This window comes from Micromonospora marina (assembly GCF_900091565.1).
Taxonomy (GTDB): Bacteria; Actinomycetota; Actinomycetes; order Mycobacteriales; family Micromonosporaceae; genus Micromonospora; species Micromonospora marina.
In genome coordinates, this window is record NZ_FMCV01000016.1 from 82882 (window position 1) to 99751 (window position 16870).

Consider the following 16870-nt stretch of genomic DNA (forward strand, 5'->3'; position numbering starts at 1 on the left):
GACAGCTCGCGGGCGCCCGCGCGTACGGTGCGGGTTCCCGCCCGTCCGGCGTTTCCCCAGCGCCTCCGCCACCAGCGTACGGAGCCGTCCGGCATCCGGAACCCAACCGGCGGCCGGCACCAGGTAGGCGTGCACCAGGCTGGCGTGCACGACGTCCCTGAGCGCGATCACCAGGAACTGCCGGTTGCGATTGCCGAGGTGCCGTCGCCGGTGGCCCAGGCCGTTGCCCGGCCCCGCCCGAACCCCGGGAGCGGCACCCGAGCCGCGCCGAGGTCGAGAAGGGCGGTCAGCCGAACGATGCCGACGGCCCGCGCGGTGGCCGCGGCATCGGTGCGTGGGGGACAGGACCGCAGTGTATCGAATCACCGTGACGCCTTCTGTGGTCGCCGAGGTTGAGCCGCTCGAGTACCACACGCCTGATGATGAAACATAAACCTCCGCGCTTCCGTTAGTGTATCGATGTACCACACGCACCCCTCAAGTTCAGGAGCTGCCATGAACCCACGAAGTACCAGTCTGAGAGGCCCCCGGCTCAGCGAGCAGGTTGTCGCCGGCGCCGCAGGTGGCGTAGCGCAGGCGCTGGGGCTTCACGCATGAGGCTGATGCGTGTCGGTCCGAGAGGTGGTGAACGGCCGGTCCTGCTCGCCGAGGACGGCCGTCACCTTGATCTGGCCGGGCTGACCGGGGACATCGATGGCGCGTTCCTGGCCGGTGACGGCATCCAGCGGGCACGGGCCGCGCTGGACGCCGGCGGGCTACCGGAGATCGACGTCTCCGGCATGCGGGTCGGTGCGCCGATCGCCCGGCCGGGCACGGTGGCGTGCATCGGGCTGAACTACGCCCGGCACGCCGCCGAGTCCGGTGTGGAGCCACCCGCCGAGCCGGTCGTCTTCCTCAAGGCGACAAATACCGTGGTCGGCCCGTACGACGACATCGTGCTTCCGAGGAGGGCGACGAGGACGGACTGGGAGGTCGAACTCGCGGTCGTCATCGGTCGCAGCGCCCACTACCTCGATTCACCCGCCGACGCCGCTGACGTCATCGCCGGGTACACCGTCTCCAACGACCTGTCGGAGCGGGAGTTCCAGATGAGTGACAGCGGCGGGCAGTGGGCCAAGGGCAAGAGCTGTGAGTCGTTCAACCCGTTGGGGCCGTGGCTGGTTACCGCGGACGAGGTGGACGACCCGCAGAACCTCGCGCTGAGCAGCCGGGTCAACGGCGAGCAACGGCAGGCGTCCAGCACCTCGGACATGGTTTTCGACGTGTATTACCTGGTCTGGTACCTGAGTCAGTACCTGGCGCTGGAGCCGGGCGACGTGGTGAACACCGGTACACCCGAGGGCGTTGCGATGTCCGGCAGATTCCCCTACCTGACCGAGGGGGACGTGATGAGTGCGCGGATCGAAGGGCTGGGCGAGCAGCGGCAGACCTGCCGCGCCGCGCGGCCCTGACCGGACCACGACGGTGACCGGCCGCCACACCCGCGGGTGTGGCGGCCGGTCTTCCGCAGGTCGGTCAGGGGGCGCCGACGCCGACGTCGGCCGGCAGCAACGGCTTGTTCGTCACCGGAGCGGTCGACCGCTCGTCGGCACCGACGTCGGCGCTGCCGCTTCGGGGCTGCCGGTCCATGTCCTCGGTGACGAAGGCGTAGCCGCCGACGGCCGCGTCGACAGCCGGGCTTCCCGCGCCGATCCGGGTCACCTCGCCCTGCGCCACCAGCAGCGGGTTGGCGATGGTGGCGCTGCCGGGCACGCCGACGACGGCAGCACCCGTCGGCCACGCGATGTTGCCGGTGTAGGTCATGTTGTTCGGTGTCTTGAGTTCGTTGATGAGCTTGCCCGTGGAGCCGACCACGATGTTGTCGGCCACCACGCTGTCCACCGGGGCGAGACTGTAGTTCGCCCCGATCTCGATGTTCGAGACGTTGTTGACGAAGGTGTTGTTGACAGCCATCGCCCGGTACACCCGCCAGTGCGAGGAGAGCGCACCGGACGTGTCCACGTCACCGCCGTCGAGCTGGAGCGCCGCGTCGTACCCGGTCCCGGTCAGGCCCTCGAAGTAGTTGTTGTAGATCTTGTGGTCCTGTCCGTAGACCCGGACCCCGCCGGTGCCGGCCTTGCCGCCGCCCAGGAAGAAGTTCCCGTACACCTGGCTGCGGTTGCCGTGGCGCAGCGACAGCGTCCCCTGCGACGTACGGAAGGTGTTGTACCGCACCGTGTTGTCGTTGCTCTTCACGGAGACGATCTCCGGGTCGCCGTCGCAGTTCTCGAACAGGTTGTGCTCGATGGTGGTGAACCCGTTCGACTGGGAGATCGCGCTCCAGCCGACCCGGATCGCCTCCATCTCGTTCGTGGCCCGCGGCCCGATGTTGCGGAAGTGGTTGTGGTCGATGAGGTCGTACTGGGACTGCTGGCTGGACGATCCGTCGATGGTGATGAAGTTGCCGAGCTGGTGCTTCTCCTCGAACAGGTTGTGGTCGATCCGGTTGTGATGGCTGCCGGCCCCCTGGATGATGATCCACTTCAGCGAACTCGACTCGGTCAGTCGGAAGTGGCTGCGGGTCAGCCGGATGTGGTGTGAGCTGGTGACCTTGAGCGTGTTGGCGTTCGTCCACTTCAGCCCGGAGAACGTCACGTACGACGAGTTGAGCACCTCGAGCTGGCCGCCCGTGATGACGGCCCGGCCCTGATTGGCTGCCGTGATCGTGATGGGTGCGGCAGCGGTGCCGTTCCTCGCGTTGAGTTTGCCGATCGAGTAGTTGCCGTCGGCGAGCACGATCGTGTGTCCTGCGGCGGCGTTCGCCATCGCGGTGGTGAGCTGCGCGGTCGAGGAGACGTTCACGACGGTGCCGCCGGGAGGCGGCGTGGTGGGGCTCGGGGCCGGAGACGTGGTGGGGCTCGGGGCCGGGGACGTGGTGGGGGTCGTCGTCGGGCTCGTGGTGGGGCTGGCGCCCGCTGCGCGAACGGCGGTCTCCGTGATCGAGGTCCAACCGTTGGCGCTGTTGCCGTACCCCAGAATTCTCAGGTACCGGGCGGCGACGGCTGTGGTGTCGTAGGTCTCCGGTTGCAGCGTCGATCCCGAGCTCTTCCGGGTGGGCACCACTGTCGTCCAGGTCGAGCCGTTGGTCGAGGTCTGGACCGAGAAAGTCGTCTGGCGCTGGTCGCCCCGGTACCAGGCGATGTTCACGGCGCCGACGGTGACTGTCGAGCACAGGTCGTAGCGGATCCAGGAGGCGGTGCCCTCGGCGGACCACCGGGTGCCGAGGTCGCCGTCGATGGTGTTCGCCGGCACGTTACCGTCGTGGCTGCTGGCGCTGGCTGCGCAGATGGGCAACGGACCGGCAACCGCCGCCTGCAGGCCGGACCGGGGGATGTCGGCCGATGAAACACGGTGGCTGGTGGCGGCGAGAGCGGGCAGCGCCACGAGGGCGCTACCGGTGAGCGTCGCGATCAGGACGGTGCCGCGCATGCTGACTCTTGTACTGCTCATGTGGCTCTCCAAGCGGGGGAAGCGGAGACTCCGCCCGGGGGTCGGACCCCCGGGCGGAGAATGCCTCAGGAGTGGGTGACGGTGAGGCCGTAGATCTTGACCTCGCCGTAGTTGGAGCTGGAGCAGGGCGACGAGTTCGAGCAGTTGGCCTGGGTGTAGCCGCCGGCCTTGAAGTAGCCGCCGGAGAAGCTCTTCGTGATGGTGGTCTGCAGGACGCCGTTGTAGTACGCCTTGATCTGGCCGCCACTGACCACGAACTTGGCCTCGAAGCGGGTGCCGAGCTGGTAGTTGCTGGTCACCAGCTTGTAGTGCGTGTCGTTGTCGTTGGTGATGTAGAGGCTGGTGCCCTCGAGCCGGAACACGGTGACGTCATCGTCGGCGTCGTGGATCTGGGCCCCGACCACGTGCGGCTTGGTGGAGGGCAGCGCGGTGAACATCTCGTCCACGATCAGCGTGTGGGTGCCGGAGGTCGACGACCAGCTCGCGTTGCTCGTGCCGTTGTTGGCCATCTCCCGCAGCTCGGAACGGGGGTAGCTCGACCCGCTGGTGGTGACGCCGTTGACCGGGGCGCGGAACTGGACCGCCTTGCACGAGTCCGTGGTCACGAAGTAGGGGGACACCTGGTAGCTGTCCAGGGCCGGCTGCTTGATCTCGGTCGGGCTGCCGGACGAGCCGGTCGGCAGCGTGACCTTCCAGTTGGTCAGGTTGAGCACGTCGGCCGGCACGGCGCAGGTCGGGCTGCTACCGCCGTCGGCTCCGTAGACCTTGACTTCGGTGATGCTGTTCCACGTGTTGACGGTGTTGCCGTAGCCGAGCACCCGTACGTAGCGCGCGGATCGGTCGGTGAAGTCGTACGTCTCGAGCTGAAGGGTGCTGCCGCTGCTCTGGCGCTGGCTGACGGCAGTGGTCCACGTGCTGGCGTTGGTCGACGTCTGCACGGCGAAGCTACTCGCGCGCTGGTTGCCCTGGTACCAGGCGATCGCCACCGAACCCACCTGGACGCTCGACCCGAGGTCGAAACGGATCCAGGACCCGTCACCCTGGGCGGACCACCGGGTGCCGAGGTTGTTGTCGATGGTGTTCGCCGGCACGTTTCCGTCGTTCGAGCTGGCGGTCACCGCCGTGACCGGCAGTGCCGTGGCGGCTTGGGCCGGGGTGGCGAGCAGGCCGGCGCTGACACCGGCGAGTAGGACGGGTAGGGCGAGGATTCCGATTCGTCGCATTACTTGATCCTTCTGGTGGTAGTTCGCATATGTGAACTATGCGGCACTAGTGCCGCGTGACCATAGAAGGTTGTGACTGGAACGTCAACGGGAGATTTCGAATCGGTTACCGGTCGGCGCTCTGCCGGTCAGTGCTGCGGTGATCGCCGAGTTGATGGCTACCGCGATCCGGTTCGCCTGTCCCTCGGTCAGCCGGCTACCCGCCACGCACACGCCGATGGCGTCGTACGGGCCGAGTTTCGGTGGGGCCGCCACCGCGACGCAGGAGCAGGCCGGCGCTCCGTCCGGGTGCCAGTCGACGGCGTAACCGCGCTTCGCGGTACGGACGAGGTCGTCGAGGTGGTGGCTGTTCCCCGGGGCGTTCGTGGGACGGGAGGGGGTGGGGACGGTGAGTCGGGCCAGCACCGCGCGGCCCAGCGCGGTGGTGTGGGCCGGTGCGTGCCGGCCCGCCGCGATCGCCGGTGGTGCGCCGGGCCTCTCCCTGCTGACCAGGCAGACCACTTGACCTCCGGTGACCCGGCCGAGCTGCACGGTGGCGTCGAGCTCGCGATGCAGCCGGTCCACCACCGGGGTCAGGCGTCGGATCGACCGGTCGGTGCGCAGGTAGGCGGATCCGGTCCGAAGAGCCTGCACGCCGAGGCCGTATCGCAGGCCGGCGGAGTCGGTCTCCACCCAGCCGCGCTGCACGAGGGTGCGAAGCAGCCCGTGCATGCTGCTCTTCGGGATGCCGAGATCCCGGGCCAGGTCCACGAGCGTGCGTCGATCGGGCGATGCGGCAAGCAGTTCCAGCAGTTCCACTGTCCGGTCCGCCGACTTGACCCGCGCGACGCCGCCGCCTGTCGTCATGGTCGTTCCTCACTCCAGGGGGTCGGGCGCGGGCCCGGTGGAAGCGCGGACGACCAGTTCCGGGCGCAGCAGCAGGGACTGGCTCGGTCCGCCGTCCGGGTCCTCGATGCGCGCGAGGAGGTGCCGGAACGCCGCCGTCGCCATGTCCGCGATGGGCTGACGGACGGTTGTCAGCGGCGGCGCGGCGAGGTCGGCGAGCACGATGTCGTCGAAGCCGACGACCGAGACGTCCCGACCGACCCGCAGGCCGGCGTCGCGGACCCCGGCGCTGACCCCGAGCGCGCACATGTCGTTTATCGCCACGATGGCGGTCGGCCGGTCCGGTCCGTGCAGCAGGTCGCGGGCCGCGGACCGGCCGAGGCCGGCGGCGTCGAGGTCGCCGTACGGCTCGTCTTCGGCGTTGCCCGACCAGATGATCGCCTCAGCCGGATCGAGGCCGGCCTGCTCGAAGGCGTTCGTGAACCCGCGGAAGCGTTCCCGACGGTTGATGCTGCGCAGCGAGCCGGACACGAAGGCGATCCGTCGGTGCCCGAGTTGTAGTAGGTGGGCCGTGGCGAGGTGGGCGCCGACCACGTTGTCGACGCTGATGTTCACCAGCGCCGGGGGATCGCCGGCCTGGGCGGTGCGGTCGAACGCGACCAGGCCGAGGCCGCGCTCGACCAGGGGCAGGACATGCTCCAGCGAGGGCAGCGAGGAGCAGAGCACGACTCCGCGGATGCCGTCGCCCCACAGTTCTTCGAGGTAACGCAGCTCCCGGTCGGGCTCCCGCTCGCTGTTGCAGAGCAGGACGTGGTAGCCGTCGGCCAGGGCTGCCCGCTCCAGGTAGCGGGCGAAGTTGCCCCAGAAGGGGTTGGCCACCGACGGGACCACCAGACCGATCACCTGGATCCGGCCGGTACGGAGCTGGCGGGCGGCCCGGTTCGGCCGGTATCCCAACTGGTCGATGGCCGCCTCCACCCGTGCGCGGGTTTGTGGGAGCATGCGTCCGGGGCGTCCGTTGAGGAAGTTCGACACGGTGCTGGGGGACACCCCAGCCTCCCTTGCGACCTGGTAGATCGTCACACCAGCCATACCGGGGCTCTCCTGTGCTACGCGGGGGAAACGGAACGCAAGGAGTGTATGGGTTTACCGTCTCATGGCGGATATTGACCCGCTCAGTTAACCCCGTGTTGCTGGCCTGTGTCCAGCCATTGACATACCTGCGCCTCGCTCCTAGCCTTGCTGCATCGTTCCACCAGTAAATCGATGCATTGAGCGGTAGCCAAGTTCGTGACGTAGCGGTGACCCAGGGCGGCGGCGCTTCCGCCGCGGAAGGGACGAGATGATGACAGAGACGAGGCGGAGCCGACTGCGCCCGCTGGCGGCGGTGCTGACGGCGGCACTGCTCACCACCGGATGCGGCGGACCGGCCCCCAGCGGGGACGGCGACGACGGCAAGGTCAGCGGCACCGTTCGCCTGCTGACGCCGATCTTCGAGGGCGCCGACGGAAAGACCGTGCTGGAGAAGCAGCTCGCCGACTTCAAGAGCAAGCACCCCGACGTCGCGGTCGAGGTCGACTACACCACGTACGCCAAGCTCAACGAGAAGCTCACCACCTCCATCGCCGGCGGCCGGCCGTACGACGTGATGCTGATGGGAGTCGGGTGGATCCCGCCGTTCGCGGCCAAGGGCGCCCTGGCCGAGCTGGACGAGAACAAGCAGGACCTGACCAAGCGGTACAACGAGCGGGTGGTCCAGCCGGGTATCTACCAGGACAAGGTCTACGGCCTGCCGATCATGTTGGACACCCGCTTCGGGATATATCGCAAGGACATCTTCGCCCAGGCGGGCATCACCGCGCCGCCGAGCAACTTCACCGAGTTGCGGGAGATGGCCCGCAAGCTGACCGTACGTGACGGTAGCGGCAAGCTCACCCGTGCCGGAGTGGACATCCTCTCCAACGACCTGCGGCAGACGTTCCTCCCGCTGATGTGGGCCAACGGTGGTGAGCTGTTCACCCCCGACGGGAAGCCGGCCTTCAACAGCCCGCAGGCGGTGGGCGCGTTGCAGTTGATGACCGACATCATCCGTACCGACAAGTCCGAGGACTTCGGCTTCACCCAGCCCGGTGCCACCAGTCTCCCGCTGGCCCAGGGCCGGGCGGCGATGATGGTGGGGCACAACAACCACCTGCTGGCGATCGAGGAGCAGGCGCCGGAGCTGGTCAAGGAAGACAAGATCGGCTTCTTCATGATCAATAACGAGCGGCCGGCGATGTTCCAGGGTGGCACCCTCGCCACCGTCTCCGCCAAGTCCCAGCATCCGGCCGCGGCCAAGGCGCTGGTCCGCTTCCTCACCGACGAGCAGGCCTCGCTCGCCGCCAACGAGCAGCGGGGCAACGTCCCGGCGCTAAACGGCCTCGCCGACTCCGACTACGTGAAGAGCAACAAGGCCGCGCAGTTCGCGATGGAGAACCTCGACGCCGCGTTCTCCGAGGGCGGCGTACCGGCCTGGCTGGAGATCCGGGGTGACTTCAAGGCGGCCATCGAGGCCGCGCTGCTGGGCCAGAAGACCCCGCAGCAGGCGCTCGACGAGCTGGCGGCCAAGGCGCAGGCAGCGATCGCCAAGGGCTGACATGACCACCACCCTTGAATCCGTGAGCGTGGCGTCCGCGAACCGGGCGCCACGCCCGCCCCGCCGTCGACGGCTGGGCGCCGACCGCCGCCGCGCGGCCTATCTGATGCTGGCCCCATCGGTGATCCACCTGGTCTGGTGGATCGGCCTGCCCGTGGTGGCTACCTTTGGCCTGGCATTCACCCACTACGACGTGATCGCCGGCACCATCCAGTGGGCCGGCCTGGACAACTTCCGGGAGATCTTCGCCGACGACATCTGGAACCGGTCGATCTGGCACACGATCATCTTCACCTTCTTCACGGTGCCGGTGGCGATGGCGATCGCGGTGTTCATCGCGGTGCTGCTGAACCAACAGATCCGGGCGCGGGCCTGGTACCGCGCGGCGTTCTTCATGCCGCACATCACCGCCACCGTCGCGATCGCGCTGGTCTGGATGTGGATGTTCGAGCCCACCCTCGGGTTGTTCAACCTGCTGTTGGACCGCGTCGGGGTGAACGGGCCGGCCTGGTTGTCCGACCCCGACTGGGCGATGCCGGCCGTGATCCTGGTCAGCATCTGGAAGGGCATCGGCCTCAAGATGCTGATCTACCTGGCGGCCCTGCAGAACATCCCGCACGACCTCTACGAGGCGGCGGACCTCGACGGTGCCTCGGGCCTCCGCCGGTTCTTCGCGATCACCCTGCCCCTGCTGAAGCCCGCAACGTTCTTCGTCTTCATCGTCTCGATGATCGACGCGTTCCAGGTCTTCGACCAGGTGTACGTGCTGACCCCCGACGGCGGTCCGGCGAACTCGACAACCGTGATGACGTACGAGATCTACCGGACCGCATTCAGCGAGTTCAACATCTCGGTCGCCTGTGCGCAGAGCCTGGTGCTCTTCGCCTTCCTGCTCGTCCTGACGGTGATCGGCCGCCGGCTGACCGGGAAGGACGCCGATGAAGCCTAGACTCGCTCCCCGCCTGGCACTGCACCTCATGCTCGGCGGGGGTGCCCTGGTCATGGTCGTGCCATTCTTCTGGATGATCCTGACGTCGCTCAAGAGCCGTGCCGACATCGCCGCCTACCCGCCCAACCTGCTGCCCGACGAGTGGGTGTGGAGCAACTACCAGGCCGCGCTGGACTACGCACCGTTCGGGACGTACTTCCGCAACAGCCTGTTCATCGCCATCGGGCACACGGTGATCAACCTGATGCTGGCGACGATGGCCGGGTACGCCCTCGCCCGGGTGCCGTTCCGGGGCCGGACCGTCGTCTTCATGGCCGTACTGGCGATGATGATGATCCCGACCTACACGAAGATCGTCCCGCAGTATCTGATCGCCAAGGGCATGCCGTTCTTCGGCGGTAACGACTACCTCGGGCGGGGCGGCTACGGCTGGCTCGACTCGTGGTGGGTCCTGATCGTTCCGGGGGCGCTGACCCCGTTCGCGATCTTCCTGTTCCGGCAGTTCTACCTCTCGCTGCCGCGAGAGCTGGAGGAGGCGGCACGCATCGACGGGATGGGCGAGTTCGGGATCTTCGCCCGGGTGATGACTCCGCTGGTGAAACCCGCGATCGCCACCGTCGCCCTGGTCACCTTCGAGGGCAGCTGGAACAACTTCCTCTGGCCGCTGCTGGTCACCACCCGCGACGATCTTCGGGTGATCCAGGTTGGCCTGGCCGCCTTCCAGTTGGCCGAGCGGACCGAGTGGTCCTACCTGATGGCCGGCTCGACGCTGGCCACCGTGCCGATGATCGTGCTGTTCCTGTTCGCCCAGCGTTACTTCGTGCAGGGCTTCGCCACTGCCGGAATCAAGTAAGAAGGAGCACCTTGATGACTTTCGACCTGACCGGACGCCGGGCTCTCGTCACCGGCGCCGGCCACGGGATCGGCGCGGCCATCGCCGTGGGGCTGGCCAAGGCCGGGGCGGACGTCGCCGTACACCACGGGCACTCGGCCGGCCCGGCCGGTGAGGTGGCGTCCGCCATCGAGTCCCTGGGCCGCAAGACCGTCGTCCGGCAGGCCGACCTCACCAGAACCGGCGAGGTCGGTGACCTCGTCGACGAGGTCACCAGCTTCCTCGGCGGCCTGGAGATCCTGGTCTGCAACGCCGGTGGCATGGTCGGCCGCAGCCCGGTGGCGGAGATGACCGACGAACACTACGCCGAGGTCGTCGACCTCAACCTGGGCAGCACGTTCCGCACCGTCCGGGCGGCGATCCCGCACCTGCGGTCGGCCGGCGCCCGGGGACGGGTGATCACCATGTCCTCGCTGGCGGCGCAAAACGGTGGGGGCGCCGGCTCGGCCGTCTACGCGGCGGCGAAGGCGGGAGTGCGGGGACTGACCAAGGGCCTGGCCAAGGAGCTGGCCACCAGCGGAGCGACCGTCAACGCGGTTGCCCCGGGCTTCATCGGTGGCACCAACTTCCACGACACCTTCACCGCCCCGGCCACTCAGGAGGCGATCATCAGCGGGGTGCCGCTCGGGCGGGGCGGCACCCCGGACGACGTGGCCGGCGCGATCGTCTGGCTCGCCTCCGACGCCGCCTCCTACGTCACCGGTGCCACCATCGACATCGACGGTGGCGCGTGGTTCCGGTGACCGACACCACCGTTGCACCGTCCACCAGCCGCCCCGCGCCGCCAGCGGCGCGGGGCGGCTGGTGGCACGCCTACGTCTGCCCGGCGCACGGGGTGGAACTCGAACACGAGGGGCTGCTCTCCGGCGCCTTCCCCGACGGCGGTGCCCGCTGCCGGCACGGCTGCCGGGTCGACGAACCCGCGGTACGGGGGGCCTGGACCGTGCTGGCCCACCAGGCGTGCGCCCGGCAGATCCGGGCGCTCGCCCGGTCCCCGCACGCCGCCGACCGCTACACCGCCGTCGACCTGCTGACCGGGTACGCCCGGCAGTACGCGGCGCTCGGCGCGGCCCCGCACGAGGGAGCCGCCGACTGGATGCTGCGTGGCCGACTGTTCCACCAGGCGCTCACCGAGGCCATCTGGGCGGTGACCGTCGGGCAGGCCGCTCGTGCGCTGCGCGAGGCCGGCCACCCACTGCCCGCCGAGGTGACGGAGTTGCTGCGTGCGCTCGCCACGGCGGCCGGGCAGGCACGCGACGCACTGATCGGTGCCGGCCGGTTCGACTCGAACTACACCGCCTGGCTCATCGCCGCCGGGGCGGTCTGCTCCGGCCGGCCGGAGTGGCTGACCGGACCGCACGGCCTGTGCGCCCACGTCCCGGCAGCGGTTCGGCCGGACGGATGGGAGTGGGAGGGGTCGACCTACTACCACGGCTTCGTGCTGCGCGCGTACCTGCTGGCGCTGCACGCGATGCCCCACGTCGACGTGCCCGGCGAGGTGCGGGACCGACTCACCGCGATGGTCGGGGTGCTGGAATCCCTCACCACCTCCGGCGGTCTGCTGCCCGCCCTGCACGACGGCCCGTACGACCGTCCGCCGGCGGCGTACGAGCTGGCCGAGCTGAGGGAACTGCTACCACTGCTCGGTGTGCCGCCGACCCCGACGGAGCCGGTCACGCTGCATTCGAGCGCCGGCTACGCGGTGCTGCGCGGAGCGGGGCTGCACGCCGTGGTGGACTTCGGCCCGCACGGCGGCTCGCACGGACACCTGGACAAGCTGGCCCTCTATCTCTACGGCGCGGACACCCCCTGGCAGCCGGACCCCGGCCAGGTACCGTACGCGCACCGGGGATGGCGTCGCCACTACGCCTCGACCGCCGCGCACCCGACGTTCAGCGTCGACGGGTCGGACCAGGCCGAGTGCGCCGGATACCTGATCGGGCACGACAACCGGTCGGTCGCTGTTGGCTGCGACACGGCCTACCCGGGGGTGACGGCCCGCCGGGAGCTGGCCCTTCGGGACGGCGCGCTCGTCGATGAACTGACCGTCGAGACGGACCGGCCCCGCCTGGTCGTCGCCCACCTGCGTCCGGACGTCGACCTCACCGTCTGGCCCGGCGCCGGTGGCGCGCTGGAGACGGCCTGGGCCGGCCGGCAGAAGCTGCGCGGGTCGCACACCGCATCCGTACCGGCCGACGTGCTCTGCCGGCCGGGTCCCGGCCCCGCCGACGACCCGCAGCGCGTCCGGACCTGGGTCGACTGGACCGTGCCGGACGCCACCGCTGTGACCTTCCGCTCCGTCTACCGGATGGGAACCTGATGCAACCCCTGCTGATCGGTGATCGGCTCGACGAGCTGCGGGCCGCGCTCACCACCACCCACACCGCCCAGTGGCGGCGACTGTACGAGCAGTGCGAGTGGTACCGCGGGCAGAGCCCGCCCACCGAGCACCCGACCGCCAGCATCACCTACTTCGGTCCGGCCGCGATGAACCTCGCCCTGGCCTACCGCCTCACCGGGCAGCCCGGCTACCTGGCCGAGGCCCGACGGTGGATCAGCATCGCCGTGTCCTTCCCGCACTGGGGCAAGGCGAAGCTGCCCGACCACGACCTCGACGCCGGCTGGCTGCTGCACGGGCTGTCCCTGGCGTACTCCTGGCTCCGCGACGACCTGCCCGGCGACGAGGCCGACGCGCTGCGCGCCAAGCTGCTGCTCCAGGGCGAGCGGATGTACGACTTCGCGGTGCAGACCGAGGGAACCTGGTGGTCGTCGAGCTACTGGCAGAACCACAACTGGATCTGCTACACGGGGCTGGCCGCCGCCGGCTACGTCCTCGACCAGCCGCAGTGGAGTGACCGGGCCCGCGACAACCTCGGCACCGTGCTGGACCTGATGCCCGCGGACGGGTCGGACTCCGAGGGCGTCGTCTACTGGCGGTACGGTGTGCCGTGGCTGGCCATCCACCTCGACCTGCTCCAGCACGCCGAGGGCATCGACTGGTGGGAGCGTGGCGGCTTCCTGCGCCACACCTTCGAATGGCGGCTGCACCAGTGCGCTCCCGGGTTCGAGGAGAACGTCGACCACGGTGACTGCCACGACCGCCGATCCGGGCACAGCGTGGCGCTCTACCACAAGCTCGCCGCCGCCTACCGGGACGGCCGGGCCCGCTGGCTCGCCGACCACGTCGCCGAACGGCACTACTGGCGGGAGGCATACGCCTCCGGAGTGCGGCCGGGGGTGATGCCCGAGGCCGGCTACGAACTGCTCTGGTACGACCCGCAGGTACCCGTCGTCGACCCGGCGGACACGGTGCCGACCACCGCACACTTCCCCGACCTAGGCCAGGTGACCGCCCGTACCGGTTGGCACGACGGCGCGGCCTTCGTCAGCTTCAAGTCGGCACCCGGCGGCGGGCACACCGCATGGGAGACCGCCGACCGGTTCCGCCGCGACAAGGGCTGGGAAACCCTCAACGCCGGGCACCACCACCCCGACGCCGGATCGTTCGTGTTCGGTGTCCACGGCGCGTTCCTCGCCGTGGACGACGGCTACTGCAACCGTAAGCGGGCCGCCCACCACAACCTCGTCCTCGTCGACGGGCAGGGCTGGGCCGGCGAGGACCGCTACCACGTCTACAAGGACCTGCCGTACGAGCGGCAGGCCCGGCTGCGCGACGTGCTCGCCGACGGTGGCCTGGTGCACGCGACAGCCGAGTCGGGCGCGATGTTCGATCCGGCCCTCGGCGTCCGGCGCGTCGACCGGACACTGGTCTTCACCCCGTCCGGCCGGCTGGTGATCCTCGACGACCTCGCCGCCGAGCAGCCGCGGGAGTGGACGTTCCTGCTGCACTCGGACTGGCCGGCCGAGTTCGTCGACGGCGACGTCGTGTTGCGCTCCGGCCCGGCGCAGGCCCAGGTGCGCCGGTTCGCCCCGGACGACGCCACGGTCAGCCAGGGCACGACCGAGATCGAGGCCAACCCCACCGCCAGCACCCCGAGCCTGCGGATCGTCCGTACGCTGCACACCGTCCGCGTCCGGGTCGCACCCACGCCGCGCAGCCAGATCCTGACCACCATCGAGCCGACCTCCGCGCTGGCCCCGACACCGGCCACCGCCGAGACCGCCGACTGCGCCGCGGGGACCGGGATCCGGTTCGGTGGCGGTGAGACGGTCCTGCTCGCCCCGACGACACGACGGATCGAGGGCGAGGGCGTACGGGCCGACGCCGCTGCCGTGATCCTGGTGCCGGCGACCGACGATCACCCCGCGCGGGTGGGCGTGGTCGGTGCCACCCACGTCGAACTGGCCGGCCGGGTCCTGCTGGACGGCGCGGAGCCGGTGACCCGGGTGCTGCCGTGGCCAGCCTGACCGCCGGAACGCGCATCAGCCGGTCCGCCCCGGACCGGCGTCATCCGGTCGGAGAACGGCAGACCGGCTGGGAGGGCGCCGCCCTGCGGATGCTGGAGTTCGTCGCGTACCCGGCGCTGGCCGGCTGCGCCCTTCTCCTGCTCTGCCTGGGCGTGGTGACCTGGCTGCCGGCGCTGGCCGCCGCCGCGTACGCCCTGCGACAGTGGCGCGACGACGGGCGGCCCCGGCCCTTCCTCGACACGCTGGAAGCCTTCGGACGCTACTGGCGGCGGCTGTGGCGACACGCGCTGCTGTCGACCGTCGCCGGACTTGTGCTGGTGGCCAACGTCGTCTTCCTCACCACCCGCCCCGGCGTCGCCGCCCTCGCCCTGCTGGCCCTCCAGATCGGGCTCGTGCTGGCGTCGGTGCCGTACCACCTGGCGCTGGCGGTGACCGCCGCCCGCGACCCGGGCGGCGACGTGCGGCGCTGGTGCCGGGGCGCTCTGCTGTTCGCCTTCGCCGCGCCCCGCCGGGGCCTGGCGCTGCTCGCCGTGGCGATCGCAGCGCCGGTGCTGACCGCCCCGCTGGCGGTCGGCCCGCTGCTCCTCGGCGGCACCCTCCCACTGCTGGTCGGCCTGTGGCTCGCCGACCGTCCACACCCCTGCACCCCGCCCGACCGGAAGAGGAAGCCATGACGACACCACCTACCAGCACCGCCCTCGCGCCGGCCGCTTCGTGCGGGAGCAGGTGATGGCGGGGCCCGTGACCGCGGCGGCGGGCACCACCGTCCTGGACGTCGTCGCCGGAGACCGTCTCCTGCCGGTGGTCGTGCTCGACGACGTCGAGGCCGCACCGCCGCTCGGCGCGGCCCTGAAGGCGGGCGGCCTCCGCACGGTCGAGGTGACCCTGCGCACCCGGACGGCCGTCGCCGCGATCCGAGCGCTGGCCGACCACACCGACCTGGTGGTCGGCGCGGGTACGGTCACCACCGTCGACCAGGTCGAGCAGGTGATCGACGCCGGCGCCCGGTTCGTCGTCTGCCCCGGCTTCTCCGCAGCCGTGGTGCGGCGATGTCAGGAACACGGCGTGCCGGTCATTCCCGGCGTCGCCACCCCCACCGAGATCCAGACGGCCCTCGACGCCGGACTCTCGGTGCTAAAGTTCTTCCCCGCCGAGCAACTCGGCGGCCTTCCGATGCTCAAGGCGCTGGCCGCACCGTACCCCGGCCTGCGTTTCGTCCCCACCGGCGGAATCACCACCGCCAACCTCCGCGGCTACCTCGACCATCCCTCGGTGCTCGCTGTCGGGGGCACCTGGATGGTCGCCGCCGGGCTGCTCGCCGCCGGCCGGTGGGACGACGTGACGACGCTGACCGCCGCGGCCCTGGCCGCCGCCCGAGAAGGTGACCGATGAAGCTGAACGTCCGCCCCGCCGCAGAGTGCCGCTACGACCTGGTGTCCCTCGGTGAGGTGATGCTGCGCCTCGACCCCGGGGAGGGCCGGGTACGCACCGCCCGTACCTTCCGGGTCTGGGAGGGCGGCGGCGAGTACAACGTCGCGCGCGGGTTGCGCCGCTGCTTCGGCCTGCGCACCGCTGTCGTCACCGCCCTGGCCGACAACGAGGTCGGCCGGCTCGTCGAGGACCTGATGCTCCAGGGCGGAGTGGACACGTCCCTGGTGCGGTGGACGCCCTACGACGGGATCGGTCGCACCACCCGAAACGGGCTCAACTTCACCGAACGCGGCCACGGGGTACGCGGGGCGGTCGGCACGTCCGACCGGGGGCACACCGCCGCCAGCCAGCTCAGCCCGGACGCTGTCGACTGGGAGCACCTGTTCGGCACCCTCGGCGTGCGTTGGCTGCACACCGGCGGCATCTACGCCGGCCTGTCCGAGGTGGCCGCGGAGACCGCCGCGGTGGCGATGGCCGCCGCCCGCCGGCACGGAACGGTGATCTCGTACGACCTCAACTACCGGCCGAGCCTGTGGCGTGATGTCGGTGGGCAGGAGCGCGCACGACACGTCAACCAGCGGCTGGCCCGGATGGTCGACGTCATGATCGGCAATGAGGAGGACTTCACCGCCGCCCTCGGCTTCGAGGTGCCGGACACCGACGCGGACCTGTCCCACCTGGAGGTGGACAACTTCCAAAAGATGATCGACCAGGTCACCCGGGCGTACCCCAACTTCGCGGTGGTGGCGACCACGCTGCGCACCGTGCGGACCGCCACGGTCAACGACTGGGGAGCCATCGGCTGGTCCGCCGACACCGGCTTCGTGACCGCCCGGCACCGGCCGGGTCTGGAGATCCTCGACCGGGTCGGCGGCGGCGACAGCTTCGCCTCCGGCCTCATCTACGGGCTCATGGCACGCGGTGACCTGCGGGTGGGCGTCGAGTTCGGTGCCGCACACGGCGCGCTGGCGATGACCACACCGGGGGACACGTCGATGGCCAGTCTGCCGGAGGTCGAAGCACTGGCGGCCGGCTCCGGCGCCCGGGTACGCCGCTGA

General features: G+C 70.1%; 14 protein-coding genes. 10 read left to right on the plus strand and 4 right to left on the minus strand.

What is annotated here, in order from left to right; translation table 11 throughout:
- The first annotated feature begins 593 nt into the window (after positions 1-593).
- On the plus strand, positions 594-1451 hold the full coding sequence (locus GA0070215_RS18650; RefSeq protein ID WP_091047958.1) for a fumarylacetoacetate hydrolase family protein: 858 nt from the start codon (positions 594-596) through the stop codon (positions 1449-1451).
- Positions 1452-1515: 64 nt separating this feature from the next.
- Here GA0070215_RS18650 and GA0070215_RS18655 read toward each other — a convergent pair whose 3' ends face one another.
- The 4 genes from GA0070215_RS18655 to GA0070215_RS18675 all read right to left on the minus strand — a co-directional run bounded on the left by GA0070215_RS18655 (position 1516) and on the right by GA0070215_RS18675 (position 6629).
- Entirely contained in the window at positions 1516-3489 is a 1974-nt protein-coding gene (locus GA0070215_RS18655) for a chondroitinase-B domain-containing protein (RefSeq protein ID WP_208600377.1), read from the minus strand.
- 65 nt (positions 3490-3554) lie between these two features.
- The gene (locus tag GA0070215_RS18665; protein ID WP_018787745.1) at positions 3555-4712 is read right to left on the minus strand and encodes a polysaccharide lyase family 7 protein; all 1158 of its coding nucleotides are present in this window, start codon (positions 4710-4712) and stop codon (positions 3555-3557) included.
- An 84-nt stretch (positions 4713-4796) separates the two neighbouring features.
- Positions 4797-5558, minus strand: a complete 762-nt coding sequence (locus GA0070215_RS18670) for an IclR family transcriptional regulator (protein ID WP_018787746.1) — start codon at positions 5556-5558, stop codon at positions 4797-4799.
- 9 nt (positions 5559-5567) lie between these two features.
- Positions 5568-6629 (minus strand): LacI family DNA-binding transcriptional regulator, encoded by a 1062-nt coding sequence (locus GA0070215_RS18675; protein ID WP_036346448.1) that lies wholly within the window; start codon positions 6627-6629, stop codon positions 5568-5570.
- Between the two features lie 253 nt (positions 6630-6882).
- Here GA0070215_RS18675 and GA0070215_RS18680 point away from each other — a divergent pair, with 253 nt between their 5' ends.
- From GA0070215_RS18680 to GA0070215_RS18720, 9 genes are read left to right on the plus strand one after another with little or no spacing between them, the layout of a single operon-like run.
- Complete coding sequence (locus tag GA0070215_RS18680) at positions 6883-8172, plus strand: ABC transporter substrate-binding protein (protein ID WP_196806752.1); 1290 nt, start codon at positions 6883-6885, stop codon at positions 8170-8172.
- 22 nt (positions 8173-8194) lie between these two features.
- On the plus strand, positions 8195-9121 hold the full coding sequence (locus GA0070215_RS18685) for a carbohydrate ABC transporter permease (RefSeq protein ID WP_091048037.1): 927 nt from the start codon (positions 8195-8197) through the stop codon (positions 9119-9121).
- Complete coding sequence (locus GA0070215_RS18690) at positions 9111-9974, plus strand: carbohydrate ABC transporter permease (protein ID WP_167361529.1); 864 nt, start codon at positions 9111-9113, stop codon at positions 9972-9974. Before GA0070215_RS18685 ends, GA0070215_RS18690 begins: the two co-directional genes overlap by 11 nt.
- A gap of 14 nt (positions 9975-9988) precedes the next feature.
- Complete coding sequence (locus GA0070215_RS18695; protein ID WP_018787751.1) at positions 9989-10756, plus strand: SDR family NAD(P)-dependent oxidoreductase; 768 nt, start codon at positions 9989-9991, stop codon at positions 10754-10756.
- Positions 10753-12333: a heparinase II/III domain-containing protein gene (locus GA0070215_RS18700; RefSeq protein ID WP_141708216.1), complete on the plus strand. Its 1581-nt coding sequence runs from the start codon at positions 10753-10755 to the stop codon at positions 12331-12333. The genes GA0070215_RS18695 and GA0070215_RS18700 overlap by 4 nt, the downstream gene beginning before the upstream one ends.
- The gene (locus GA0070215_RS18705; RefSeq protein ID WP_018787753.1) at positions 12333-14381 is read left to right on the plus strand and encodes a heparinase II/III family protein; all 2049 of its coding nucleotides are present in this window, start codon (positions 12333-12335) and stop codon (positions 14379-14381) included. The genes GA0070215_RS18700 and GA0070215_RS18705 overlap by 1 nt, the downstream gene beginning before the upstream one ends.
- A complete protein-coding gene (locus GA0070215_RS18710) occupies positions 14369-15055 on the plus strand; it encodes a DUF624 domain-containing protein (protein ID WP_208600378.1) in 687 nt (228 codons plus the stop codon). The genes GA0070215_RS18705 and GA0070215_RS18710 overlap by 13 nt, the downstream gene beginning before the upstream one ends.
- A gap of 55 nt (positions 15056-15110) precedes the next feature.
- Positions 15111-15773, plus strand: a complete 663-nt coding sequence (eda, locus tag GA0070215_RS18715) for a bifunctional 4-hydroxy-2-oxoglutarate aldolase/2-dehydro-3-deoxy-phosphogluconate aldolase (RefSeq protein WP_167361530.1) — start codon at positions 15111-15113, stop codon at positions 15771-15773.
- Positions 15770-16870 carry a sugar kinase gene (locus GA0070215_RS18720; protein WP_018787756.1) on the plus strand — a complete coding sequence of 367 codons (1101 nt, stop codon included), beginning with the start codon at positions 15770-15772 and terminating at the stop codon, positions 16868-16870. Before eda ends, GA0070215_RS18720 begins: the two co-directional genes overlap by 4 nt.

Bases quoted from the DNA above. Each gene is read 5' to 3' on its own strand.
- GA0070215_RS18650 (WP_091047958.1), top strand. From the start codon at position 594: ATGAGGCTGATGCGTGTCGGTCCGAGAGGTGGTGAACGGCCGGTCCTG.
- GA0070215_RS18655 (WP_208600377.1), bottom strand. From the start codon at position 3,489: ATGAGCAGTACAAGAGTCAGCATGCGCGGCACCGTCCTGATCGCGACG.
- GA0070215_RS18665 (WP_018787745.1), bottom strand. From the start codon at position 4,712: ATGCGACGAATCGGAATCCTCGCCCTACCCGTCCTACTCGCCGGTGTC.
- GA0070215_RS18670 (WP_018787746.1), bottom strand. From the start codon at position 5,558: ATGACGACAGGCGGCGGCGTCGCGCGGGTCAAGTCGGCGGACCGGACA.
- GA0070215_RS18675 (WP_036346448.1), bottom strand. From the start codon at position 6,629: ATGGCTGGTGTGACGATCTACCAGGTCGCAAGGGAGGCTGGGGTGTCC.
- GA0070215_RS18680 (WP_196806752.1), top strand. From the start codon at position 6,883: ATGACAGAGACGAGGCGGAGCCGACTGCGCCCGCTGGCGGCGGTGCTG.
- GA0070215_RS18690 (WP_167361529.1), top strand. From the start codon at position 9,111: ATGAAGCCTAGACTCGCTCCCCGCCTGGCACTGCACCTCATGCTCGGC.
- GA0070215_RS18695 (WP_018787751.1), top strand. From the start codon at position 9,989: ATGACTTTCGACCTGACCGGACGCCGGGCTCTCGTCACCGGCGCCGGC.
- GA0070215_RS18705 (WP_018787753.1), top strand. From the start codon at position 12,333: ATGCAACCCCTGCTGATCGGTGATCGGCTCGACGAGCTGCGGGCCGCG.
- eda (WP_167361530.1), top strand. From the start codon at position 15,111: ATGGCGGGGCCCGTGACCGCGGCGGCGGGCACCACCGTCCTGGACGTC.
- GA0070215_RS18720 (WP_018787756.1), top strand. From the start codon at position 15,770: ATGAAGCTGAACGTCCGCCCCGCCGCAGAGTGCCGCTACGACCTGGTG.